The organism is Lentisphaera marina (assembly GCF_028745505.1).
GTDB lineage: Bacteria > Verrucomicrobiota > Lentisphaeria > Lentisphaerales > Lentisphaeraceae > Lentisphaera > Lentisphaera marina.
Genome location: NZ_JAQZZL010000001.1, coordinates 132,444 through 158,158, shown reverse-complemented (window position 1 = coordinate 158,158; position 25,715 = coordinate 132,444). Strand labels below are relative to the sequence as shown.

Sequence of the window (25,715 nt, the reverse complement as noted above, 5' to 3'; positions counted from 1 at the left end):
TCATCACTAAGTTTTCTTCCCAACATTTTCCGGCTGGTAACCACAGCGGAGGAGCCACACCCGATCCCATCCCGAACTCGGTAGTTAAGACCTCCAGCGCCGATGGTACTGCAGTTAAGACTGTGGGAGAGCAGGTCGTTGCCAGCCTTTTTTTTCGAAGCACTGAATAATTTATTATTCAGTGCTTTTTTTTGTGCTGCCGCACGGGCGGATGAGGATGTTAGATAGAAAGCATTTAGCATAGGGGGCGATGGTTCTAAGGTATAAGGAGAGGGTAGGTAGTTCACGCTTTAGCGTGTGATAGATAATTCAAATATAGATTTAATTAGCATGAAGTCGTAAGCAAACTAAAGTTTGTACTACATACAATGAATCTGTACGGGATTAATCCTTACGCTGTTATATACACCCAATCGTAGCCATAGTTTTAGATACAAAAAAGCCACTGAGATGTCAGTGGCTTAAATAAATGGATCTTATGTGAACTTTACTTAGTGCTAAAGGAATAGATCGTTTTACTTGAGTAAACGTCGCCCGCTTTAAGAATAGTGGAGGGGAAATTTTCTTGATTGGGTGAGTCAGGGAAATGCTGAGTTTCTAAGCAAAGTCCACCTCGTTGAATATAGTTTTTCCCTGCTTTACTTTTTAATCGTCCATCAAGGTAGTTGCCAGTATAAAACTGGATTCCAGGTTCTTCGGTGAAAACTTCCATGAAACGACCTGAACTGGATTCATAAACGGAAGCAGCGAGGCTCATTTTTTCATCATCATTTTTGTTGAGAACAAAATTATGATCAAAACCATTGCCATATTCTATTTGTTGATGGCTAGCAGAGATGACAGGAGCAATAGTTTTTTCATTAGTGAAATCAAATGGAGTATTGGCAACTGGTGCAATTTCACCTGTAGGGATGGCGGTCGAATCAGTGGGTGTGTAGTGATCAGCATTAATATAAACAAGGTGGTCTAATACGTCGCCATTACCTTCGCCTTTTAAATTGAAGTAAGAATGATTTGTAAGGGTAATCGGAGTGTCTTGGTCACTTGTTGCATGATAAGTAATTTCTAGATCATTGTTATCCCATAGTTTATACTCAAGGGTGAATTTCACTTCGCCAGGATAGTTTTCTTCACCATCTTTAGATGTGTATTTCAGTTGAAGTCCCGAGAATTCTTCACCCTTTAGTTCAGTAGCAGACCAAATGACTTTATCTAAACCTATGTTTCCACCATGTAAATGGTTTTCGCCATTGTTTGTAGCTAGTTGGTATGTCTTACCATTGAGAGTGAATTGCCCTTTAGCAATACGATTAGCGTATGGGCCTGCAATGGCACCAAAGTATGGCTTATCCACAGCTGTGAGATACTCATCTAAGCTATTATGACCCAGAGCAATATCAGCAAAGTTGCCATCGCGATCAGCAGTAATTATGGAAGTTATAATAGCTCCAAAGTTAGTGATTTTAACCGTGGTGCCTTGTTCGTTTTGTAAAGTATAGAGTTTGATTGCGGTGAAGTTTTCTGCTGTGATGCTCATCTTATAATTCCTAAGTAAATTGATTTTTCAAAATACTTTCAGTGCGGACCTATACAATGCTTATGACGTGTTAAGTTACTGACTGATGAGTTCTTTATAGAAGTTTATAGAAGCTAAAGCATGGGGACGGAACTTTTTCACAAGGCCATTATGGTCTTGATACAGTAAAGCTGTGTGTAATTCAAGTTTTGCTGCATCACTTTTATCTATGCATGACAATGAGTCGGTTTGAGACATTTGACTTAATAGTCTATAATCAAAGTCCTGTAAGCGCTTGTTGCTCAAGATGCGTAAATAACTTGAGAAGGAATCACAGTGAATGAAAAAGTGGATATGGTTTTCAGGCCCCAACTGGATAAGTTCTTCTAATTTATCAGCACTCGATTTTTCAGTTTCGTCCCATGAGAAATCATCTTTTTTCTGTAGATTTCTAAAACGCTGAAAATTCGAAGCAAAGACGTAGATCGCTTGATCATCGCTTTGCTCTTGTCTTTCAAGTAAAGTTTTATGGAGTTGGTCAATGAGTGTATCTGCTTTGCCAGGAAGAGCAGAGGTGATTTTGTCGGTTAAGGTATCGAAATAACTTTGGGATTGCTTGTCATCTTTTGAGCCATTGAGTAAATAAAACTGATTATCTTGATTTAATTGTAGTGCTTTAGCGAAGGCATTCATTAATATACCCAGACTTATCTCCTTATTAGAGGTGATCAGTAAAGCATTCTGACTAGGAGATTTGGTGAATTGTATTTTTTGACTTTCTTCAATGGCACAGGGTTCACCAATAAAAAATTCGGATGAATCTTTGGAATCCATGTAATCTTTACACGTTACGAGTTGAGCAGGGACATTGCCTTCAAAAATGAATGGATGACCACTTCGTTTACTCCTAAGTTTTACTAGTTCCTTATGGTGTTTATCTTCGCTGAGCCAAGCCGTTTGGAAGGGAGAGTTATGTTCTGGTAGGCCTGAATGACTGTTGAGGATGGCTTCTCCTGGTCTGGAGAGAAGACGAGCTGCGTTGTTGTTTTCGTTGAATATGAGGTAGGAGTCACTTTCGTTACACTGTAGGGCAATACGAATTCCCATTTGACCCATGGTCGAACGTGGGAGAGTTTGAGCACCGCCCAAAGTTTGAGAGCCTAGCAAAACATGAATACCAAAAGCACGCCCTTGACGTACAATACGGTCGAGTAGTAGGATGGCATCTTTAGCAAGGCTGTCGTCTTCAGTGAAGAATTCTTGGAATTCATCAATGACGAGCAAGATTCGAGGCATGACTTCTTGGGAACTATCACGAAATTGGCTGATGTTTTGTGCATTTATATGGCGGAATTTATCGCCTCTTTTTTTGAGTTCTGCATCAATTTCACGAAGAACGCTAACCCCAAATTCTCGATCCGATTCTATGGCAATTGCACGTGCATGTGGTAGCAGCTCATTAGCATAGATTTTGAACTCGACACCTTTTTTGAAATCAATTAGAAAGAATTGTAGTTCATCAGGGGAGTACTTGATTGCCATATTAGTAATGATGACATGAATGAGATTGGATTTGCCCGAACCTGTTTTGCCTGCTAGTAAGCAATGTTGAGCTGTGCCATGACCAAAGTGAAGTTCTTGTTGACGAGTTCCGGTAAGTCCCATGCTTACTGAAAGAGAGTCCTTAGAGCTCGCTTTCCATGGCGTTTTTTCGATGATTTTTTCAAAGGGGATTTTAACGGTGGAAGCATCTGATGAAGCTGCACCAACCTTCTTGATTAGCGCGTTGCTTAGTTCAGGAGATGGAATGGCTTCTAACTTGAGCTGTGTTTGGCGGAAAGGAGCCTTTTTCCACTCGAAGCTATCATCTTTGGGTTCTAAGAAAATACAGTGGTTCTTGATTTCATCTATACGTAAGCCGCCTGGGATGGGATATTCGGGGTTGTGGTGGATGACTAAGTAGACACCACAACGTGAACCATTTTGAGCAATAGTAATAAGTCTTTTAATTGCTTCTTCAGAGAAATTGAAGGGGAAATCGGCGATAGCTAAGAAGCGGAAGGGTTCGGCTATTTCGCCAGCAGCAAGATTATATTTACAGATGTTGGAGTACTCATTGCGGAGGTATTTTTGGATAACTGTTTCGAGGTGATCGTTTAAGTCATTGAGGTCTTGTTCTATAGGACCAGCTTTTGTGCTGATTTTTCCGCCTGTTAGAATTTCTTGATAATCATTAAGGTGCATGAAAGCGGCGAAGTTTTCACCCAAAGAAAGGGGATCTATAAAAGTGAAGCGTGCTTTACCTGGAGGGATTGTTAATAAAATACGTAAAAGCGTATTGCGTAAAAGCTGTAATCCTCGAGTTCTATTAGATTGCCCTGCGTCTATATAGACTGATGCGTTATTGGGTAGTTCGAGTAGTGTGGGGACTGTAATGGATTTTGGGAGCAGATCTTGAATATATGGGTCTTCTGGGTGCTTTAATTGATCATGCAAGGAGACTTCAATTGAAGAGAAAGCAATTTGATTATGGAAGTCACTTTGTGGACTCCATGTTTCTTGAGCTTGTTCAAAGTTGGGAAAGAGCACTTCTTGGTATTTAGAGCTTTCTGAAATACTTTTTTGTAAAGTTTTACAAGCAGTGGCAATTTCTTCTTTAACTTGCGCAGATTTTTCTTTTAGCTCTAAATCAGCGTGTTCTTTAATGTTGGCTAAGTCAGTTTCATGTTCTTCAACGAGGTTGCGAATAGATTCATTCGCTTTGACGTCTTGTTGATCCCATAATTCTTGGCGTTCCTTAAGGATTAGTTCTAGTGCTTTGTTACCTACGGCTTCTATTTTGTGGATTTTTTCATAAAAACTTTTAGAGATTTTGTCCATTTCAACAAGTTGTTCAATTTCGATAAGGCGTAGTTTTTCTTCCAGCTTCATGTCTTCTCGATTTTGAATCTTCATAAAGATAGCGCTCTGTTTTTCTACTGCGTCTGCTTTATTTTTTTCTGCGAGTTCTTTACAGAAATTAAGCAGCGGTTGAATTTGTGCATGATCATTATTAGCTGTTTGTAAGAGTTTGTTTAATAAAGATTTTCTTAAAAGTAATAAGGAGCTTAGCAGGCAGATACAGATGGTAGCTGAAAGAGCTGGGTACAATATTGGAAAAAAATCAGGCTTATAGTTGTATGAGAATAGGATCAACGGCGTGTGGGTAATGACGATGATAGCATAAGCAATAAGAGGGCGTATTATCTGAAAGAGTTTAAAGATGATTTTCTTTTTTATCTTCCCACAAAGATCTGTGAGCTGTAAATGAAGTTGCTGAACTTTGCTAAAGACATCATCATAACTTAAGCTTTCCAAAGCAAGTTCGCGATCAAATTCTTGTTCTTGAGAGATTAACTCTTCTAAGGCTTCATCAGTAAATAATGCTTCTTTGAGACGAATGTTTTTTTTGAAGAATTGTGTTTGTTTATCTAAGGATTCGGTGATTTCTTGCAGTTTCCTAGATCGTTCGAGGAATTGTTCTTCAGTCACATGGCTAGCTTCATCCCATGTTTCACGGTGTTCTCTGCAGGCATCAGCCATTTTTTTACGATCGACATCACCAATTTCGTTATATTTGTTTTGAATGATTTGCTCTTCATAACGTAAATCATTTTGAATTTGTTGAACTTCTTCCTGCTGCTTGTGCTTGATACTTAAAATTTGATCACGAAAACGTTCTTCTATTTCAGTCTTTATCTTGTTGCGTTCCTTTGAAAAATGCATCTTCTGATTATTGAAAATGCTGAGAGTTTTTTCGAGGTCTTGTGCTTGTTGATCTTTTAGCTTATCAATTTTGATGGTAGCATTATTTTGATGATGGTTTAGCTCGGCTAATTGCTTTTTTAATTTGTCAGGAGTTAAGGGGAATATCATTGGTCAAACTCCTCTTTAAAATGTCTGAAGATTTGGTCGAGTTCATCTAAGCTTTCTAGCGTTAGGCTGATATGTCGGCGAAAATTTTTTAGATAAACACGATCGAATTCGAGTGCTTTGTCATCTTTCCAATGCATTTTCAGTTTGATCCATTTTTGTTGATTCAATTGACTCAATTCTAAGAGGTGTTGACGATGAGTAAGAAAGTTCATAATTGTTTTTTCACCTTGATTTGTGTGTACTCATCCAGAGTCTGAACTTGTTTAATAAGTGTCTCGCTCGCGCGTTGGATTTCTAAGTCAGTGTAAGAGCGGAATTTAATTATCTGTGCTTGGTGAGGTTCAAGTAAGGCAGGGAGTTTCTGTTTCCATTTTTGTAGGATAGATTTCTTTTTCTCTAAGTCAGTTAATTTTTCTTTGGCCCGCTGAAGGGTTTCTTTCGCATCAGAAGAGGGGCGTAAGCCCGAGTGCTGCTTGGTGTTTTTGATGACTTCTTGCCAATGAAGGATTTGCTTGTTTACTTGTTGTGGCAAGGTTTCCTGTATAGTTTTTTGCCGTCTCAGTATTTCATTGCGTATCTCGCCCGAGGCTTGATTGATTTGGTCACGTGATTTTTTTAAATGTAGGGCAAATTGCTCTAGGGCATCAAATGATTGGATGTTGGCTTTCTTAGACATTTTATCTTTGCTTTAAATATTCGTCGATTTTGTCGGCTTTCCTAATGAGAAGGGGCGCTTGGTCATTTGAGCATTCAACAAATTTCTTGAGGCTCTTCATTGCGCGTTCGAACTCCTCTGCAAAACGAGCGTGTTCTTGGTCCTGCCAAGTTTCTCCTAGTGCTTTATAGCGTCCTCGAAGCGAGAGCATACGATTCTGTAATTCTTGGTTGAAATTCTTGAGTTCGGCGGCGAACGCGCGAACTTGGGTCGGGTCGATAGAAGCTTTGGCCATACAGTTGTCCTTAGTTTACATCCTTAAGCTAATAATTGAGCAAGGAGAATTCCAGTTCAATAAAAAAATATCACCCTAAAACTTGCTAAATTCAGACGAGATATTAATAAATAAGTTCAATGTTTTTCATAAGTCAAAAAAATATATGGTATTCAATCAAATGAGAAAAATCATTTTCCTTCTGGGCCTTGGTGTCTTTTGTTCCTGTCAATCCAATGAAGATGAGGAAGATCCTTACGAGGGTATGACTCAGGAAGAAGAATTTGTCGCACGAAATGAAAAAGTCTTTGATAGCAATACAGATAAAGACAGGGCAGAGTATCTGAAAAATATGAAAGCAGCTCAAAATAGTGGGCAGGTCATGAAAGATGAAGAGGTGACAGATTATGCTTTGGTGACCCGAAAAATGAGTCGTCAAGCCTATGAAAGAACACTCGCACAGGCTGAGTTAGGTGATGAAGATGCTTGTTACCAAATGGCGATGATCCACAAGTATGGATACTATGGTCCCGGCCCCAATATGGCACTTGCAAAGAAATGGCTGAAGAATGCAGCCGATCTAGGCTCCATTAAAGCAAGGCACCAATTACGTTACCTAGAAAGATCGCGCTAAGAGCCGCGCGCTCCGTATTTTGATGAGTTTGAGCCAAAAACTCTATATTTATCTCTGCTAAAGCATGGGATGACTGGAGAATTTTTGAAGTGGGTTTAAACTTGAGGGTTTGAAATAAAATTTAATTATAGAGAATATAGGATATTCGTTTGATGAACTTCGATTTATTAGCTCAAGCACAAAGACAGAGCAATCCCGCCGAAATGGTGAAAACTATCGCCATATTTGTCGTCTTCTACGCGATTTTTTACGTAATAATTTTACGACCTCAGAAAAAGAAGGTCCAAGCTCACAAAGAACGCGTGGCCTCCTTGGTTAAAGATGATGAAGTTATCTTAGAGGGTGGTATTTACGGTTCGGTTAAAGCTATCGAAGATGGCGTTTTGCAAGTTGAGATTGCAGAGAAGACCGTAGTTAAAGTAGATCAAAACGCAGTTCGCTCGGTCGTTAGCGAAGCGTCAAAGAAGTAAGGCGAGGGTCAAAATGTCAAAATCAGTAAAATACCGTTTATTGGCGGTTCTCATTGTTCTCGCACTATGGATGATGGAGTCAACGCCTCTTAAAAACCAAGATTTATTTTCTCATATTCGCAAGGAATCTGCCAAAGCATTACAAACTAAAGTAAATGATGCAGAAGCCGAGAAATTAGATAAGCAGCTATCTGAGTTGATTATTGAGGCAAACGAAGATAATACTGGTGATAAAGCTAGAGATCTCAGAGCTCTTAGAAAAGTCAGAGATCAGTATATTTCATCTGAAGAAGCTAAGACTTTTAATAAAATCGTCGACCAAGCTGAAGCAGATGTGAAAGCGGGTAAAAAGAAAGCTGCGGATTCTCCAGTACCAATGAACCCTTCTGAAGCTTTGATGTACAACGCGCGCAGCGAGAGCTTACAGCTATTTAAATTCTTTGATATGCCTCGTTTCTCTAATAAGAAAGTAGTTAGTCGCCTCCAAGGTGAAGTGACAGGTCGCTTGAAGCTCGGTATTGACCTTAAGGGTGGTGTTGAATTTATCGTTGCCTTTGATCCAAATGAATTAAAAGAAGCAGATGGCACGGCTATTGAAGTTCGCGACAAAATCGTTGAAGTTCTTAAACGTCGTATTGATAGTAAGGGTGTTGCAGAAGCTGAAATCCGTCCTTTCTCAGAAAATACCGTTCTCGTACGTGTTCCAGTGGTCAATGATGCAGAAAGAAATGCCATTGCATCTTTAATTACTCGTCAAGCAGAACTTCAATTCCGCGCACTTCACGAAACACGTCCAAATGGGCCGAAGCAGCCAGAAGACATTGGCTATGAAATCGTTTACGGTAAAGAAGATGAGTCTGGAAGACCACCAGAAGTTCTCCTTCTAAAAGTTCAGCCTGAAATGACAGGTAAAGACATTATTCAAACTTCTTATGGCCAGGACCAAAATGGTAGCTGGGTAGTAAGTAAAACATTTAACCAGACTGGTGCTAAAGAATTCGGTGAAGTTACTGAGCGTTTTGTGGGAGAGCGTTTAGCAATTGTTCTCGATGGCGTTTGTTATAGTGCACCAAGAATTAACACTGTCATTAATGGCGGTTCCGCTCAGATCGATGGCATGGACAGTATCGAAGAAGCAGCTGAATTAGCACTTGTTCTTCAATCAGGTTCACTTCCAGTTAAAATTAATATCGATGGTGAATCACGTACAGATGCAACTCTAGGTGCAAGTTCAATCAAGAGTGGCGTGATGATGACCATTATCGGTGTCCTCGGCGTAATGCTCTTTATGATGTGGTGGTACAGACTTCCAGGTGTTTTTGCAGCTGCGGGTCTCTTGATTAACTTAATTCTTCTAGCGACATCAATGATGATTTATGGTGCGACTTTCACTTTGCCAGGTATTGCGGGTATCGCACTGACGCTTGGTATGGCGGTTGACTCCAATGTACTTATTTTTGAACGTATTCGTGAAGAGTTATCAACTGGTAGAATTGCAGATAACGCAAGTCGGGAAGGTTTTGCTCGTGCGTTCACAGCAATCTTCGATGCGAACTTAACAACTTTTATCTCCGCATTAATTCTTTATAATTTTGGTACTGGTCCAATTCAGGGTTTCGCGATTACACTATCAATTGGTATCATCACAACAATGTTTACAGCAATTTTCGTATCTCGTATTTTCTTCGATTGGATGAATAATGGTGAGCGTGGAGATAAGAAGATGATATCTGGTTTAGGCCAATCAAAGAAATGGAATATCAATTTTTGGAAAAACCGTAAGAAAGCATTCTTAGTATCAACAATACTTTGTGTTATTTCCATCGTGACCTTAGTTAGCAAAGGTTCAGATGCTTTAAGTGTGGACTTCACTGGTGGTACGGCACTTTCTTATCAAGTGACGGGCGATGCTCCCGATCAAGATAAAATTGCATCGGCTTTAAGTTCTGACTTGGGCGTGAATAGCCCTCGACTCGCATACAAAACAGCAGTTGGTGAAGATGCTAAGAGTTTAGAAGTTGTATTCAAAGATCTACCTGGTGAAGATGCTGATGCATTTGCCAAGAAAGTTGATGCATTACTGAATAAACTAGGTTCAGAGACGGGAGCTACTTTTGTCAACAATGGTGGTGAAAGTATTGGTGGTCTAGTTGGTGAACAATTTAAGAGTAAAGCTCTTGGCGCCATGCTATGGGTGATGGTAGCAATCTTTATCTATATTACTTTCCGCTTTGAAAGTGTATTCGCCTTTGGTGCGATTGCGGCCTTAGCGCACGATGCCTTAATTGCAGTTGGTATTTTCGTTCTTCTTGGTAATCAAATTTCACTTCCTATCATTGGTGCCGTATTAACTATTATGGGTTATTCACTGAATGATACGATTGTCGTTTACGACCGCATACGTGAGAAATCGGGCGATATTAAGAAACGCTCAATTTTCGAAATTGTGAATACAGCCATTAATGACATGCTAGGCCGTACAATTATTACGTCCCTTACAACATTATTTGTTGTTATCGTTCTTTGTCTTGGCGGCGGCGTTCAAGAGTTCGCTACAGTTCTTACTATCGGTATCGGTATCGGTACTTTCTCTTCAATTTACGTAGCAGCACCAATAGTCTGTAACCGTATGGCGACTCAACTTGAGCGCATTACTGCGGATCGTGAAGAGCGTGACATTAAGCGTCAAAACGACCAAACGGTTTTCCAAGAAGAAGAATCATAAACAATGTCAGATAAGCTCGTAATTGCTGGTAGAGAAATTCGTTCCCGCTTTTTTGTGGGAACGGGTAAGTTTCAAAATAATGCAGCAATGATGTCGGCTATTGAGGCGAGTGGAGCAGAGATAGTAACAGTTGCTTTACGCCGCTTAGATTTTGAACGTGAAAAGGGTGAGAACATTATTGATGCCCTAGACCCTGAGAAATATTTGATTTTGCCAAATACTAGTGGTGCGGCAACGGCTGAAGAGGCCGTGGTTATGGCAAAGCTTGCTCATGCAGCAGGTATGCCAAAATGGGTGAAGCTAGAGATTCACCCAGATCCACGTTATTTACTACCTGATCCGATTGAAACTTTAAAAGCAGCAGAAGTGTTGGTGAAAGAAGGCTTTACTGTTCTTCCATATATTAATGCAGACCCAGTTTTAGCTAAACGCTTGGAAGAAGTGGGCTGTGCGACAGTGATGCCCTTAGCAGCGCCTATTGGTTGCAATCAAGGTTTGCAGACTAAAGAAATGATAAAAATCATTATAGAGCAATCGAACATACCCGTAGTTGTAGACGCTGGTTTAGGTGCCCCGTCTCATGCATGTGAAGCCATGGAGATGGGGGCAGATTGTGTCTTGGTTAATACGGCTTTAGCTGCCAGTTCTGATCCTGCCGGAATGGCACAGGCATTCTCGGTTGCAGTAGAAGCTGGTAGAAAAGCTTATTTATGTGGCTTAGCAAAGCGAGGTTCACAAGCCTCTGCGAGTAGCCCACTTACTTCCTTCCTGAAATGAGTTTTTTAGAGAGTTTTAATGCCTTTGACCGAAGTGAGCTTCAGTCAAATTTAGCTTGTGAAGATAAGGATCGTATTGAAACTCTTATTAATTCTGGATATCCAAAAGAGGGCTTAGAAACTTTTTCTTTACTCATATCTCCCGCAGCAAGTCATTATTTAGAGGAATTAGCACAACTTTCGAGTCAGTTGACTTTTGAGCGTCATGGTAAAGTGATTCGCCTCTATGCACCTGCCTATATGTCCAATGAATGTACCAATACCTGTACTTACTGCGGCTTCACAATGGAGAATAAGATTTCTCGTAAAACTCTTGATGAAAAAGAGATGGAAGCCGAGGCTGTCTATCTTAATAAACGTGGTTTTCGTCAGCTGTTATTAGTTTCTGGTGAACACCAGAAAATTGTTACGTCAGAGTATGTTTCTAAAATGGTAAAATCAGTTCGACCTTATTTTTCGTCGGTGGCGATTGAAACGGCACCTTTTCGTCAAAACGAATATGAAGATTTAGTCGAGGCGGGAGTCGATACCCTAACTCTTTACCAAGAAACTTACGATCGTGAAGTTTATTCTCAGGTACATTTACGTGGGAAGAAAAAGGATTATGATTATCGTTTGGATGCTCCTGCTCGAGGAGCTGAAGCAAAAATGAGAAAAATCAATATGGGTGTTCTCTTAGGTTTGGCTCCAGATTGGCGATTAGACACCTTAAATTGTGCAGTGCATTTGGATTGGATGATGAAGAATTATTGGCGTGTTCAGTATTCAATTAGTTTACCTCGCCTATGCGAATCTGAAACTGATTACAAGCCTGCGGTAGATGTGAGTGACCGGAATGTGGTGCAGTTGATCTTGGCCTGGCGTTTAGCCTTTCCTGATTTAGGGATCAATATCTCTACTCGTGAACCAGCCTTTTTACGTGATGGCTTAATTGGTTTGGGTGTGACACATATGAGTGCCGAATCATCGACGGAGCCTGGGGGTTATTGTAATCCTGAATCGGCTCTGAAGCAGTTTGATATTACGGATGAAAGAAATGTTGATGATATTATTGCAATTATAGAATCCCGTGATCATGAGGCTGTGTGGAAAGATTGGGAGCCTTGTTTAATTGGCTAGCTGAACGCTCATAATTTATTATCATGACTAATTACTTAAGCTTTATTGAGTGATGTTTGCGAAGACTTATAAACACGAGTATTATAAGCTTAGTATTATTTGGTAGTGTTAGGGAATTATGAAAGAAACATCTTGTAAAGATTGTGGTTTAATTATTGAGATTGAGCATTTTGATATGACTCATCAGTACTCTTGTCCGCGCTGTCAGTCTATTTTTTATCGACCCGGTGAATCTTTTGATTTAGTTTTGGTTATGGCTTTGTCAGCATTTTTGTTTTTTATTCCAACACTATTTTTGCCAATATTAACTTTGACAATTATGGGGCAATCTCATTCAGTAACTTTGCTGGAGGCCGTTCTATTCTTTTTTCATGATGGGTATTACGTTATTGCGATCATTGCATCTTCAGTTGGGGTATTTATTCCTTTGGTCATGTTGTTTTTGATTATGTCTTTGATTATCCCGGCAAAAATCGGTCGGCCAATTAAGAAATTAAAAAAGCTTTTTCTTTATTATGAGCACTTAGCGCCGTGGTCGATGGCTGAAGTCTATTTGATATCTATATTTGTGGCAATCGTCAAACTAGCTGGGATGGCAACGCTAAAACTTGATGCAGGCTTATACTTATTTGTTTTTTTCTTACTGAGTTACTATGTGACTGTGAGCTGGTTTAATGCGGAAGATTTATGGAATCACTATGATGAAATGGAAGACTGATATTAGCGAAGGTAGGGTTTTGTGCCTCAGCTGTGAAGAACTACATTCATTAGGTGATAATGAATGCCAAAGATGTGGTGCTGAGATATATCAACGAAAGCCATCTTCGATTGCCCAAACATGGGGTTATGTCATTGCAGCTACATTGTTTTTAATTCCGGCAAATTTAATGCCGATGATGGTGGTGACGAGTTTAGGTTCTGACGAGGGCAGTACTATAATGGAGGGAGTTATTTATTTCTTGTCCCATAAAGATTATGGTTTAGGTCTAATTATATTTATTGCTAGTGTGGCGGTGCCTGTATTTAAGTTGTCGGTTGTTTATTACTTATTACTGATCGTACATTTGAAGCAGAGAGAAAAAGCTCTTTTGGGGCTAAAGCTTTTTCATATAATTCATATAATAGGGAAATGGTCAATGCTAGATATTTTTGTGGTCGCTTTGATGGTTTCTATGGTTCAATTTCAAGGTTTGGCAACAATCCAAACTGGTGCAGCGGCAATTTCTTTTTGTGCAGCGGTGATCTTTACGATTATTGCCACAGAAAAATTTGACCCAAGATTAATGTTTGATAATTAAAAAGTGGTAGATGTGATGGAACAAAAAGCAGTGGTGAAAAGTAAAAAACCAATTTACGTAGTTTGGATTATCCCTATTGTAGCTATGGCAGTAGCAGGGCTGATGATTTTTAAATTTTTTGATAATAAAGGCTTTGAGGTTGTTATAACTTTTGATAGTGGAGAAGGTTTAACTGTAGATAAAACACCTCTTGTTTATAATGGCATTAAGATCGGACAAATAACGGGTTTGGAAGTTAATAAAAATGACGTTACAAAGGTAGATGCCACTTTAACTTTAGAGAAGAAAGCCGCGATCATTTCTAAACGAGGAACTATTTTTTGGAAAGTTGAACCAAAAGTGAGTTTGACTGAGATTAGTGGTTTATCTACTATTTTGAGTGGTGTTTATATAGGGGTGATGCCACCAAGTAAAGACAAAATAAAACTAGCGGGTCTACCAGATCAATTTGATTTTGAAGCGGAATCAACCGCGCCGGTCGATGCCTTTGATCCTGGGCTAAGGTTCAAGTTATTGGCGGATTCTTCCGATTTAAAAATAGGTGCTCCTGTCATGTTTCGCGATATAGTAGTTGGAGACGTGGAGAATGTTGTTTTAACAAAGCAAGGTGTTGAGTACTCTATTCATATTCAAGAAAAATATGCTCACTTGATTAAAGAAAAAACAAAATTCTGGAAGATCTCTGGGATTGATATACGCGCATCACTTGCAGGTATTCGTGTTAGTATGGATTCATTGGCTTCAGTTATTGCAGGTGGTATATCATTGAGCTCGCCCGAGAATAGTAAAGCAATCAGTGAAGGCAGTGTTGAATACACATTATATGAAGATTATGAGGCAACTGCTCTAGCAGATGATCTGATATACCTTACATCTCCACAGGGTTATAATATAGATGAGAAATCAACTTATGTATACTACAAAGGGATCCATGCAGGTGTTGTTGAAAAGGTGTCTTATCATCCAAAGCAGGATGAAACAACATTTGAGCTTAAATTAAATAAAGATTTTCGTCATTTAGCTAATAAGGATGCTTACTTTTGGATTGTTGAACCCAAAATTGGGCTCACTAAGGTCCAAGGCTTAGATGCCTTGGCTAGAGGACCATATATAACTTTTGAAACTCACACAAAATCAAATGATTTAATAAATGAATTCACATTAAATACTGCACCGCCAATTATGGAAGGCTTGAATTTACGTTTGAAAGCGAATCAATCGTATAATTTAAAGGCAGGAGTTAATGTCGTCTATAATGATTTGATTATTGGGATGCTTACTAGCTCAAGAATTACACAAGGTGGGGATGAAGTTGATTTTGATATTGTTATAGCGGATGAATATAAGCATTTAGTGAATGAAACGTCTTCATTTTATCTACAAGGTGCTGTTGAAGGTGAGATTTCCTTGAAAGGTATGTACTTTAATGTTGGGTCCTTGAGTTCGATGATTCATTCAGGGATCTCTTTAGTGACGAAAGATGTAAGTAATAAAGTTCCGAAAAGTACTTTTTCTTTGTTCGGTAGTCATAAAGCTTATAAAGATAAGATTTACACCGAAGATGGTGGCGCTTTTTATACCATTATAAGCAAGGAACTTGGTTCTATTAAAAAAGATTCACCTATTATTTACAAGGGTATAGATGTTGGTAAAGTCATGTCTTATAATTTGAATAAGAAAAGCTCTTTAGTAGAAGTTGATATTTATATTACAGGGGATTATAAAGATACTGTAAATGCATCCACAAAGTTTTTTGATTTGAGCGGCTTTGAAGTCAAGGCAGATATGACTGGGTTAAAATTAGTGACAGGATCAGTGGAAAGTATTATTTCAGGTGGGATTTCATATGTAACTCCTTTGGATTTTAGTAAAGACCCATTGCCAGATGAATTTAATTTATACGAAAATTCAGATGACGCTCAAAGTTCTTACATAGAAGTAAGTTTTAGCTCTGAGCTTGAGTCAGGTTTAAAAGTCGGTAGTGAAATCACTTACAAAACTATTACTATAGGGCAAGTGACTAAAGTAAGTTTAGTGCGAGATGTATTACGCTATGATACCTTGATCCAAGAAGAGTATAAAGATGTTCTAGCAGAAGACTCAATCTTTTGGATTGAAGATTTTGAGTTTAATATTGACCAAGTTAAGAACCCAGCAGCTATTGTAACAGGTGCATTTATTAAAGTGAATAAGGGGCTTCGTCAGGATAGCTTATCTCATTTTGAACTCTTGAAATCCGCACCTGCTGATACAATTAATAAAGAAGGCTTGAGGGTAGTTCTTAAAGGTGAGCGCTTAAGTAGTTTAGGTGTGGGCTCTCCGGTTTTTTATAGGCAGATAAAAATTGGAAGTATTGAAGCATTTAAATTAAGTACAGATTCAACTGGAGTTGAGATGCGCTTATTTATTGATCCGGAATTCTCTTATTTAGTTAGACGTAACTCGATTTTCTATAATGCGACTGCAATGGGCATGGATGTCAGTTTGTTTGGTGTAAAATTGAGTACAGAAACTTTATCAACAATCATTCATGGTGGTATAACTATGGTTGTTCCTGATAAGCCACAAAGTCTAGCTAGAGAAATGGAGCGTTTTCAGCTCTTTAATGAAGCGGATGAAGATTGGTTAGAATATAAGCCCGTTATCGTTAAAGAGTAGTTTTACAAATTATATGTGCTCTTACGGTATAAGCATAAGTTTAGTCCGAGTCTGTTTTGAATTAAGAGCTTAAATCTATTTTTGCGGTACTCATTCCTTCGGGATGGCGAAAGAATGCGGTTCCCGCAACTAACACGTTAGCACCTGCTTCACGAACAATTTTAGATGTCTCTTTATTGATGCCACCATCAACTTGTATGTGAAGGTTAGGGTTTATTTCATCGGCTAGTTTACGGACTATGCTTATTCTTTCAACCATGTCATGCATGAAGCTTTGGCCACCAAAGCCGGGTTCTACCGTCATGATTAAAACCATTTCAACTTTATCGACATAGGGTAGGATACTTTCAATCGGAGTGCCAGGTTTTAAAGTTAGGCCCGCACTCATTCCATGAGAGTGGATTTGATCAATGACTTCTTGGGCATTGCAGTCAGACTCGATGTGAAAAGTAACGTGATCACAACCTGACTTAGCAAATTCCTCGATATAGTTTTGTGGATGACAAATCATGAGGTGAGCATCAAAGAGAGCTTTTGAGTGAGGTTTCAATTTGGATATGACTCCAGGACCGAAGGAAATGTTGGGTACGAATTGGCCATCCATGACATCAAGGTGGAGAAATTGTGCATCGGCTTCATAAGCACTTTTGACCTCAGGGGCAAGGTTTGCGAAATCTGCGGCGAGTATAGATGGAGAGATGATGATTTCTTGTGGTTTGAAAGCAGAGATTTTCATAACGTGAGTCGTCCTATGATCATTGAAAGAAGGCTTATTGAGCATATACTAGATTAAATATTGTAGAACGGTAATCAGATTTTAGAAAAAAGAGGTTAATTTTATGCCAGATGCCTTAGCAGGGATTTTATCAATTGTTTTTGTCGCATTCTTTTTCGGCTTTAGTATATTTATTCACGAATTGGGGCACATGTTAGCCGCCTTGTGGAGGAAGATGCATGTCGATAAATTTTCCATTGGTTTTGGTCACAGGATTTTGTCAAAAAGATGGAAAAACATAGATTTCATCATTGGATGGTTGCCCTTGGGAGGTTATGTGGCATTGCCCCAGATGGATGCGGCCAATGAACCTCAAACTGAAGATGGTAAACCACTGCCTGAAGCAAAACCAATCGATAGGATTATTACGGCCTTAGCCGGACCGTTATTTAACATTTTATTTGCCTTAGTTTTGGGGACGATAATTTATTTTGTTGGCAAGCCCGTGCCGCCTGTGGCAGAAGGCTTGTTAATTACCAAGGTTCCCAAAGAGTCAGTGGAGTTCACTAAGGGTTTAAAGTCTGGAGACATCATTCGAGAAATTAATGGTAAAGCTGCAACTAGTCAGCAATTGACGATGATGGAATACGTCATGCGAGATGACGTCACTTTGAAAGTGGATCGAGGCGACCAAAAAGGTTTACTCATAGGTCCTTTCACTCCTAAAGGTAATAAGGATTACGAAGGTTTGCGTTTAATGAGTTTTGATAGTGAATCTCTATATGCGGCAGATTTAGGAGGCATAGCAAAGGACTCAGCTGCAGAGGAAACCGGTTTACAAAGTGGTGATGTTATCAAGCAAATTGATGATCAGAAAATCAGCTACTTTTATCAAATTGGTGATATTATCAATTCCGACGAAAGAAGTGAATTCACTTTCGTCATTGAGCGTGATGGTCAAGAAAAAACTCTAACAATTAGTCCACAAGTGAAAAGTAGTGCGAGAGCGGGGATGATTTTTCGCGACTTCCCTCGAGTTATGGATGTTGTTGCTGAGTCGCCTGCTGCAGAAGGTGGTATGAAAGTAGGGGATGAAATTGTAGAAGTCAACGGTTATCCCGTTAGCGACCTCAAAGATTTTAAAGGAGTAGTTTCACGGCATCAAAATGAGATGATGAAGATGAAAATTCGTCGTGGTGATGAAGAAGTAGATTTGGCTTTTGTTCCTACGCACAGCTATAAGCAACTTGGGGTAGGTCCAAAAATGGACATACAGAAAATTAATCCTGTTGTGCAGATTACGCGAGTTGTGGAAAATACTTACGATACAGTGAAGGCGCTTGTGTCGCCTAAATCTGGTGTAGATATTTCGATGATGTCAAGTTTTGTGGGTATCTCTAGTGGGATGTATAAGACCGTTCGCCAATCTGGTCTTGTAGAAGGCTTGAGTTTTGTCTTAATGATTAATGTGGCTTTGGCAATTTTTAATTTACTACCTTTCCCTGTCTTAGATGGTGGTCACATTGTCATTGCTATCTTAGAGATGGTCACTCGTCGCAAAGTTCCCGCAGGGATTTTGCAGCCGATCTACGTAGTGTTCATGCTTTTACTTATGACTTTTGCGCTTTACGCAACATTTAATGATGTGCGCCGAGAAGTTGATACAAGGGAATTGGTGAAAGAAATACCTAAGTCAGAAGTAGAGTCATTAATTAAGATTTCTTAGTATGTTAATTGTTAAGGGGCTCAGTCGTACTTTTGGAGATGCACGTACCGGTGAGGTACACGCACTTAAAAACGCTAGTTTTGAATTAGCTCCTGGTGATACTGCCGGTTTATTGGGGATGAATGGCGCCGGTAAATCAACACTCTTACGTATTTTAGCGACCACACTAAAAGCTAGCGAAGGTTCGCTTTCGCTTAATGGTTCTCAATATAATATTGAAGGCGACGAGCAGGCAAATGAAAAAATTCGGAATCATGTTGGTTTTTTGTCGGGGAGTACAGGGCTTTACAAACGCATGACAGGAAGAGAGACTTTGGAGTTTTTTGGACGCATGTGCTCCATGGATGAGGGGGATTTACAAAATCAAATTAATGACTTTGTCGAACGTTTGGAAATGGCCGATTTTGTTGATCGTTATACAGATAAATACTCAACAGGACAAAAACAAAAAGTAAACATTTGCCGAGCGCTCATCCATGGTCCAGACTTATTAATTCTAGATGAGGCCACAACGGGCTTAGATCCCGTGGCGCGCTTGCAAGTGACCGACTTTATAAAGAAAATGCGAAGTCCGCAGCGCATGATGATGTATTCAACACATTATTTTGATGAAGCAGAGAATTTATGTGACAAATTATTGGTCTTACATAAAGGCTTACTTGTCTATAGTGGATGCAAGGACGAGGTGCTAGAGCAAGCTCAATGTAATTCGCTTACCAAACTTTTTGCGAGCTTGGCAAATCATTCTAAGTTTTAAGCTTAAAGTTAATGCAGACAAGAAAAAGTACTGATTTGTTGGTTTTTTCTTAGGACAGGCTCTATACGATTAACTTTTTGGTTGCATAAGACTAAGGCCTCATTAATTTATCATTGTCTATTTAGTGAATTTTATTAATTGAGGAGTTTTTATATGAGAAATACATTATTTTTAGGTGCAGTAGCATTGATGAGTTCAGCTCTTCTTGCTGATGATAGTACTTATCATCAAAATTTTAATACTGCAGAAGTGAAGCAGGTAAGCCGTTATACATCGCAAATTGTTCCCGCTGCAGGTGAGGTGTCCAATTTTTATACTAAGGGTTCAGTTAAATTTATTGCTGGTAAAGAAGGTTATGCCCTCGATTTGACCGAAGGTAAAGGGCGTAGCGAAGGTCGCTTGCGTGTAGGCCAAAAATTTTACGACACCAATGTGGCTACTGTTGGTTTTTGGTTGAAGGCGACTGAAAATGACTTCGGTGTTAAAGATAAGGAAGCTATCATTGTAGAAGAGCGTGGTAGTGAGGCCTTTTTATCTTTAGTTTTAGATAAATTTGGTCGTTTTAGTTTGCGTGGAGCTACGACTTTTGTAGCAGAATTGCCGACAGTTGAAAAAATCATTGAAGAAAAAACTCAGAATTTCGAAGCCGATCTTAAAGAGCAAGAAGGGATGTATCGCAAGCGTTATAATATTGTAAATGATCGCCCTTTGAGTGAGACAGAAAATGTAGAAGTCGAAAAAGACCTAAAAGAACGTTATGCAAATGATGCAGAGAAAGAATTAGCTGAGATGAAAAAAAATGGCTTATACATGAGCCAAAACTTTGACTTTCTTTGTGATAAAAAGATGAATGCGGATGCATTTAAAGATGGCGCATGGAATCATATTGCGATTTCATGGAATAGTTTCCTCGGTAAGTATATTGTTTTGTTTAACGGTGAAGTTGTAATGACCACTAAAAATTCCAGTTCTTTGAAAGATGGCTTTCGTAGAAATTCAGGTGAATATATTACTTTTTCTCCAGGGAAATCAGGCTTGAAGATGGCAATCGACAATGTAAAAATTAAATCATATTTGATTGAATCGGATATAAAAGCAAGCAATTTCTAAGACTTACATAATCTACTTTTTGAAAGGCCCGGAATAAGTCCGGGTCTTTTTTTGTTCTAACTGTGGAATAAGTCTAAAAAAAACTTATTTTGGAGCAGATTTATTAATTCAAGGAAAAAATTATGAGTACAAACCAGGAAGTTGTCAGTCAGGACAAGATCACTAGAGATCCCTTTCCCAATTCAGAGAAAATATATGTTCAGGGTGAAATTCACCCTGAAGTTAAAGTAGCAATGCGTAAGGTGACTTGTTCAGATACTAAAACGAGTGATATCCCTGAGAAAAATGATCCTGTTTTAATCTATGATACTTCGGGTCCTTATACCGATCCTACAATTGAAATTGACGTAACTAAAGGCTTAGAGCCCTTGCGTGCAGATTGGGTTTTGGCTCGCGGAGATGTAGAGGAAGTTGAGATTAACTCAGAATATACAAAATCACGCAGTATGAAGTCAAGTTTGGATGAGATTCGCTTTGAAGGTAAGCGCAAGCCTTTGCGAGCTAAAGAAGGTTCCTGCGTAACTCAACTTCATTATGCAAGGAAAGGTATTATCACTCCCGAGATGGAGTACATTGCTATTCGTGAAAATATGCAACAAGCGGAGATGTATCAAAAGGTTGTTCACCCAGGTGAATCTTTCGGAGCGAATACTCCAAAGCAAATCACTCCTGAGTTTGTACGTGATGAAATTGCAGCTGGTCGTGCCATAATTCCCAACAATATCAACCACCCAGAATCTGAGCCAATGATCATTGGCAGAAACTTTTTAGTTAAAATTAATGCTAATATCGGTAATAGCGCGATTTCTTCTTCAATTGAAGAAGAAGTGGAGAAGCTCGTTTGGGCAACTCGTTGGGGTGCTGATAATGTAATGGATCTTTCTACAGGTCGCAATATTCACGAGACACGTGAATGGATTCTTCGTAACTCACCAGTTCCAATTGGAACTGTCCCGATTTATCAGGCTTTAGAAAAAGTAAACGGTAAAGCCGAAGACTTAACCTGGGAAATCTTTAGAGACACTCTTATTGAACAAGCTGAACAGGGCGTTGATTACTTTACTATTCACGCTGGAGTATTACTCCAGTATGTGCCTAAGACTGCAAGTCGTTTGACTGGTATTGTTTCACGCGGTGGCTCGATTATGGCGAAATGGTGTTTGGCGCACCACAAAGAAAACTTCCTTTATACTCATTGGGATGATATCTGCAAAATTATGGCTGCGTACGATGTGGCATTCTCTATTGGAGATGGTCTGCGTCCTGGTAGTGTGAATGATGCTAATGATGAAGCTCAGTTTGGTGAATTAAAAGTCCAAGGTGAATTGACCAAGCGTGCATGGGAATTTGGTGTTCAGGTTATGAATGAAGGTCCGGGTCACGTTCCAATGCAAATGATCAAAGAAAATATGGATAATCAGTTGGATTGGTGTCATGAGGCGCCATTTTATACTTTAGGCCCATTGATTACTGATATTGCTCCAGGTTATGATCATATTACATCAGGGATTGGTGCGGCAATGATTGGTTGGTATGGTTGTGCGATGCTTTGTTATGTGACGCCTAAAGAGCATTTAGGCTTACCTAATCGTGATGATGTTAAGACTGGTGTTATTACTTATAAAATCGCGGCTCATGCTGCAGATATAGCCAAGGGACACCCCGGTGCTATGGCGCGCGACAATGCTCTGTCAAAAGCTCGTTTTGAATTCCGTTGGGAAGATCAGTTTAACTTAGGTTTGGATCCAGATACAGCAAGATCTTTTCATGATGAAACCCTTCCACAGGATGGCGCAAAAGTTGCTCATTTCTGCTCAATGTGTGGCCCGCAATTCTGTTCGATGAAGATTACTCAAGAAGTTCGTGATTATGCAGCTGCAGAGGGCTTAAAAGAAGAAGAAGCCTTAGCAAAAGCCATGGAAGAGAAGAGCGAAGAGTTCAAAGATTCAGGATCTGAAATTTATCAGCCGAGCTAATCGCTTAGGTTAAATTCTGGAAAAGGGATGACGAAAGAAAAGAAAAAAATGACTCTGTCCACCAAGATTTTAATTGGTCTTGGTCTGGGCCTTGTTGTTGGCTTGTTTTTTGGTGAGAAATGTGCATGGATGTCCCATGTAGGTTACGCATTTATTAAAATAATGCAGATGACCATCCTGCCTTATATCACAATATCGATGATCAAAGGCTTGGGTGGACTCTCTCTTGAGCAAGCAAAAAACTTAGCTATTCGCGGCGGTGTGGTTATTGTGGCTCTCTGGGCTATCACAATTGCTATGTTATTGTGTGTTCCTTTTGTTTTTCCGGAATTAAAAAATGCGAATTTCTTTCAGGCGAGTTCCGTCGCTATGCCGAAAGTTATTAATTATTATGATTTGTATATACCATCAAATCCATTTCATTCTTTAGCTAGTTCAGCGGTTCCAGCGGTGGTGATTTTTAGCATGGCATTAGGTGTTGCTTTAATTACTATTGAACCCAAAAAGCATTTGATGAATAATCTCAATACCTTAAATGATGCCATTTCAAAGATTACTAAAAAGCTGGTAAGTCTTTCTCCAATAGGTGTTTTTGCGATCACAGCAAATGCGGCTGGGACTATCTCACCTGATGAATTACAACGTCTACAAGTTTTTATTATCACCTATGTAGTCTGTTGTATTTTAATGACCTTTATTATTTTGCCGGCACTAATTAGTTCTATCACAGGATATAAATATAAAGATATTCTCCAGTGCATTAAAGACCCATTAATAGCAGCTTTTACACTTAATAACTTATTCATTGTGCTACCCATGTTGGCGGATAGCTCCAAGAAAATTATGGAGATGAATGGAAGGCTTAATGAGACAAATGAAGAACTTGCTGATGTTATTATTCCCATATCATTCAACTTTCCAAATTTAGCGAAAGTGATGAGCCTCTTGTTCGTTTTATTTGCAGGTTGGTTTGTTAATACGGAAGTTCCTTTGACCAGTTATCCATCTTTCGCCCTTACGGGTCTGCTAAGTAGTTTTGGTGCTAAAAGCTTAACGATTCCTTTTTTACTGAATAGTTATCAGATACCAGAAGATATGTACCAGCTGTTTATGTTGGCCGAAATTGTGACTAAGCGTTTTGGTATTTTATTAGCATCTATACACTTAGTGTCATTAACTCTTATATCCATAAGATTTATGACCGAGGGTTTTAAGATTACCTTTATCCAGCTTTTTAAGGCGAATATACCGGCCATGCTTATAACTTTATTGGCATTTGTCGGAATGAAATTTTATTTTTCTGCAACAATTAAAAATGTTGAAAATAAAAGAGAAGTTCTCAGTCGTTTAAAGATCTACAACCCTGTAGAGAATACTGTATTTACTAAAGTGCCCGAATTAAAGTCTCAGCTTGATAAAGACCTCAAAACGCGTGTCTTAGAACGTGGGGCTATTCGTATTGGTTACCGGAAAGCAAACCTGCCATTTACTTACTTAAATAAACAAAGCGAAGTTAGAGGTTTTGATGTTCAGTACGCTCATCGCTTGGCTCATAACCTGAAGTGTAAAATAGAGTTTATACCCTTTGATCGTGATAATATGTCTGAGCTCTTAGAGAATGGTAGTATTGATATTGCGATGTCCGGCTTGCCATTTTCACCAGACTTACTCAATCGTGTACGTTTTTCGGATCCTGTAATGACGGTTAATTTAGCTTTGGTAACGAAAGACCATATGAAAAAAGAGTTATCGAAGAAAGAAAATCGCTTAAATAATCCTTATAAAATCGCTGTGTTAGATAATAATCCATTCGTTGATACAATTGAGCAGAAAATGCCTAATATTGAGCTTCAGTTTATTTCTGATGAAAGAGAGTATTTCTCCGAGAACAACGATTTTGATGCTTTGCTGATTTCGGCAGAAGCAGGAAGTGCTTGGACCTTGTACCACCCTGGCTATAGTGTGGTGATACCTAAGCCAAGTGTGCATCGTTATGCTTTAGCTTGCGCAGTAGCAGAGAGAGATGCAAGTTTCTTGACTTACTTAAATCAATGGCTAAAAGTACAAGAAATAAATGGCTTTGAGAAAGAGAACTACGATTATTGGATTTTAGGTAAGGGGGCTGAGGTAGTTAAAAAGCGTTGGTGTTTTGGTAGTGATGTACTAAAGCTATGGTAAAATTTTATTCCCCAAAAGCATGAGTTCTAATACAGACCTTATCTTGCCAAAAAAACTTACCAAGAACTACTTCAACAATATCAAAACGAAAAGAACAGTGCAGTAAGGAGTGTTTTTTAAGATAGTACTTTGCGCACTTCGCAATACGTTGTCTTTTCTTGGCATCAATCGCCTGTGCAGGTTGGACGTCTAGAGTTTTATTTTGATGACGACTTTTGACTTCTACAAAACATAGCGTTGCGCCATCTCGAGCAATAATATCAACTTCGCCTATATGTTCTAGGGAGTAATTTTTTCTCAATATTTCAAAGCCGCAGCGCCGTAGTTGGCGCAGGGCCATAGCTTCACCTTTTTGGCCAGTCTTTAAATGTTTGGCCTTCTTTTTCAAGGGAAAGTGACGCGAGTATAAAAACCAGAGGGGATAGTGCGTTTAGAGCTATCTTGTGGGATAGTCATTTCGCCTGATTCAGTGGTAAGGTTTTCACCCCACACCGTATAGATTAAATTATCTAGCACCTTTGGTGTGAAGTGTGGCGTATGACAAGTGAATAAAATAAAAGCTGGCTTGTCGCTCATGACGGCCTTACATCGTTCGAGGTAGGGCATTATATCGTCTTCAATTTTCCAAATCTCACCCTTACTCCCGCGGCCGTAAGAGGGGGGATCCATAACTAAAGCGTCATATTTATTTCCGCGTCGTATTTCACGATCAAGGAAACGGTTGACGTCATCAACGATCCAACGAATATTTGAAATATCATTGGCGTCTGCATTCAGTCTGGCCCAATCCACAATTCCTTTTGCTGCGTCAAGGTGAGTTACCTGTGCACCACCTTTTGCCATCGCTAGAGAACTTCCGCCCGTGTAGGCAAACATATTTAAGGCTTTAATATTTGAGTTTGATTGATCTTTGAGCCACTGCCAATTACTTGCGGCTTCTGCAAAAACACCCAAATGACCAAAGTTTGTTGGGCGAAGGATCATCTTTTGGTTGTGATAGACAATATCCCATTGTTCTGGCAGGGAATTAAATTTCCATTGACCTCCACCTTTATTGCTACGCAAATAAATATCTTTAGCTTTATTCCATTCTTTCTTTGGTAGGCTGGGAGCCCAGCAGGCTTGTGGACAAGGGCGAACCATGATTTGTCCACCAACATTTTCGAGTTTTCTAAAGTGTCCAGAGTCTAATAGGGTGTAGCTGTTGTTCATG

At 39.3% G+C, this 25,715-nt stretch carries 21 protein-coding genes and 1 rRNA gene; 14 read left to right on the top strand and 8 right to left on the bottom strand.

The features are described 5' to 3' along the window. Positions 1 to 32: 32 nt before the first annotated feature. A 5S ribosomal RNA gene (rrf, locus tag PQO01_RS00710) occupies positions 33 to 147 on the top strand. Positions 148 to 487: 340 nt separating this feature from the next. Here the strand turns inward: rrf and PQO01_RS00705 are convergent. The 5 genes from PQO01_RS00705 to PQO01_RS00685 all read right to left on the bottom strand — a co-directional run bounded on the left by PQO01_RS00705 (position 488) and on the right by PQO01_RS00685 (position 6,381). Then, entirely contained in the window at positions 488 to 1,537 is a 1,050-nt protein-coding gene (locus tag PQO01_RS00705; protein WP_274312127.1) for an aldose epimerase family protein, read from the bottom strand. Positions 1,538 to 1,612: 75 nt separating this feature from the next. Beyond that, positions 1,613 to 5,431: an FtsK/SpoIIIE domain-containing protein gene (locus PQO01_RS00700; RefSeq protein ID WP_274312126.1), complete on the bottom strand. Its 3,819-nt coding sequence runs from the start codon at positions 5,429 to 5,431 to the stop codon at positions 1,613 to 1,615. Beyond that, complete coding sequence (locus tag PQO01_RS00695) at positions 5,428 to 5,643, bottom strand: hypothetical protein (RefSeq protein ID WP_274312125.1); 216 nt, start codon at positions 5,641 to 5,643, stop codon at positions 5,428 to 5,430. Before PQO01_RS00695 ends, PQO01_RS00700 begins: the two co-directional genes overlap by 4 nt. Next, complete coding sequence (locus tag PQO01_RS00690) at positions 5,640 to 6,107, bottom strand: hypothetical protein (RefSeq protein WP_274312124.1); 468 nt, start codon at positions 6,105 to 6,107, stop codon at positions 5,640 to 5,642. Before PQO01_RS00690 ends, PQO01_RS00695 begins: the two co-directional genes overlap by 4 nt. Before the next feature lies 1 nt (position 6,108). Further along, on the bottom strand, positions 6,109 to 6,381 hold the full coding sequence (locus tag PQO01_RS00685; protein ID WP_274312123.1) for a WXG100 family type VII secretion target: 273 nt from the start codon (positions 6,379 to 6,381) through the stop codon (positions 6,109 to 6,111). Between the two features lie 160 nt (positions 6,382 to 6,541). On the opposite strand from PQO01_RS00685, the gene PQO01_RS00680 reads away from it, so the two are divergent. The 8 genes from PQO01_RS00680 (at position 6,542) to PQO01_RS00645 (ending at position 16,040) form a co-directional block, all read left to right on the top strand. Beyond that, positions 6,542 to 6,994, top strand: a complete 453-nt coding sequence (locus PQO01_RS00680) for an SEL1-like repeat protein (protein WP_274312122.1) — start codon at positions 6,542 to 6,544, stop codon at positions 6,992 to 6,994. 152 nt (positions 6,995 to 7,146) lie between these two features. Next, on the top strand, positions 7,147 to 7,464 hold the full coding sequence (gene yajC, locus PQO01_RS00675) for a preprotein translocase subunit YajC (RefSeq protein WP_274312121.1): 318 nt from the start codon (positions 7,147 to 7,149) through the stop codon (positions 7,462 to 7,464). Between the two features lie 13 nt (positions 7,465 to 7,477). Continuing rightward, a complete protein-coding gene (gene secD / locus PQO01_RS00670; RefSeq protein WP_274312120.1) occupies positions 7,478 to 10,189 on the top strand; it encodes a protein translocase subunit SecD in 2,712 nt (903 codons plus the stop codon). Between the two features lie 3 nt (positions 10,190 to 10,192). After that, entirely contained in the window at positions 10,193 to 10,966 is a 774-nt protein-coding gene (locus PQO01_RS00665; protein WP_274312119.1) for a thiazole synthase, read from the top strand. Next, on the top strand, positions 10,963 to 12,084 hold the full coding sequence (gene thiH / locus PQO01_RS00660; protein ID WP_274312118.1) for a 2-iminoacetate synthase ThiH: 1,122 nt from the start codon (positions 10,963 to 10,965) through the stop codon (positions 12,082 to 12,084). Before PQO01_RS00665 ends, thiH begins: the two co-directional genes overlap by 4 nt. Before the next feature lie 118 nt (positions 12,085 to 12,202). After that, the gene (locus tag PQO01_RS00655) at positions 12,203 to 12,802 is read left to right on the top strand and encodes a paraquat-inducible protein A (protein WP_274312117.1); all 600 of its coding nucleotides are present in this window, start codon (positions 12,203 to 12,205) and stop codon (positions 12,800 to 12,802) included. Then, complete coding sequence (locus tag PQO01_RS00650; protein ID WP_274312116.1) at positions 12,783 to 13,382, top strand: paraquat-inducible protein A; 600 nt, start codon at positions 12,783 to 12,785, stop codon at positions 13,380 to 13,382. The genes PQO01_RS00655 and PQO01_RS00650 overlap by 20 nt, the downstream gene beginning before the upstream one ends. A gap of 15 nt (positions 13,383 to 13,397) precedes the next feature. After that, a complete protein-coding gene (locus PQO01_RS00645) occupies positions 13,398 to 16,040 on the top strand; it encodes an MlaD family protein (protein WP_274312115.1) in 2,643 nt (880 codons plus the stop codon). A 61-nt stretch (positions 16,041 to 16,101) separates the two neighbouring features. Here the strand turns inward: PQO01_RS00645 and rpe are convergent, their stop codons facing one another. Next, positions 16,102 to 16,776, bottom strand: a complete 675-nt coding sequence (gene rpe / locus PQO01_RS00640; protein ID WP_274312114.1) for a ribulose-phosphate 3-epimerase — start codon at positions 16,774 to 16,776, stop codon at positions 16,102 to 16,104. Positions 16,777 to 16,879: 103 nt separating this feature from the next. Here rpe and PQO01_RS00635 point away from each other — a divergent pair, with 103 nt between their 5' ends. From PQO01_RS00635 to PQO01_RS00615, 5 genes are all read left to right on the top strand, one after another. Continuing rightward, complete coding sequence (locus PQO01_RS00635) at positions 16,880 to 18,481, top strand: site-2 protease family protein (RefSeq protein WP_274312113.1); 1,602 nt, start codon at positions 16,880 to 16,882, stop codon at positions 18,479 to 18,481. A gap of 1 nt (position 18,482) precedes the next feature. Beyond that, a complete protein-coding gene (locus PQO01_RS00630; protein WP_274312112.1) occupies positions 18,483 to 19,238 on the top strand; it encodes an ABC transporter ATP-binding protein in 756 nt (251 codons plus the stop codon). A gap of 153 nt (positions 19,239 to 19,391) precedes the next feature. Continuing rightward, positions 19,392 to 20,348: a hypothetical protein gene (locus PQO01_RS00625; RefSeq protein WP_274312111.1), complete on the top strand. Its 957-nt coding sequence runs from the start codon at positions 19,392 to 19,394 to the stop codon at positions 20,346 to 20,348. Positions 20,349 to 20,470: 122 nt separating this feature from the next. Further along, the gene (gene thiC, locus PQO01_RS00620; RefSeq protein WP_274312110.1) at positions 20,471 to 22,324 is read left to right on the top strand and encodes a phosphomethylpyrimidine synthase ThiC; all 1,854 of its coding nucleotides are present in this window, start codon (positions 20,471 to 20,473) and stop codon (positions 22,322 to 22,324) included. A 27-nt stretch (positions 22,325 to 22,351) separates the two neighbouring features. Then, positions 22,352 to 24,502, top strand: a complete 2,151-nt coding sequence (locus tag PQO01_RS00615; protein WP_274312109.1) for a cation:dicarboxylate symporter family transporter — start codon at positions 22,352 to 22,354, stop codon at positions 24,500 to 24,502. 4 nt (positions 24,503 to 24,506) lie between these two features. Here PQO01_RS00615 and PQO01_RS00610 read toward each other — a convergent pair whose 3' ends face one another. After that, positions 24,507 to 24,842, bottom strand: coding sequence for a YraN family protein (locus PQO01_RS00610; protein WP_274312108.1), 336 nt, complete (start codon positions 24,840 to 24,842; stop codon positions 24,507 to 24,509). Between the two features lie 44 nt (positions 24,843 to 24,886). Further along, positions 24,887 to 25,714, bottom strand: a complete 828-nt coding sequence (locus PQO01_RS00605) for a class I SAM-dependent methyltransferase (protein WP_274312107.1) — start codon at positions 25,712 to 25,714, stop codon at positions 24,887 to 24,889. Between the last annotated feature and the right edge of the window lies 1 nt (position 25,715).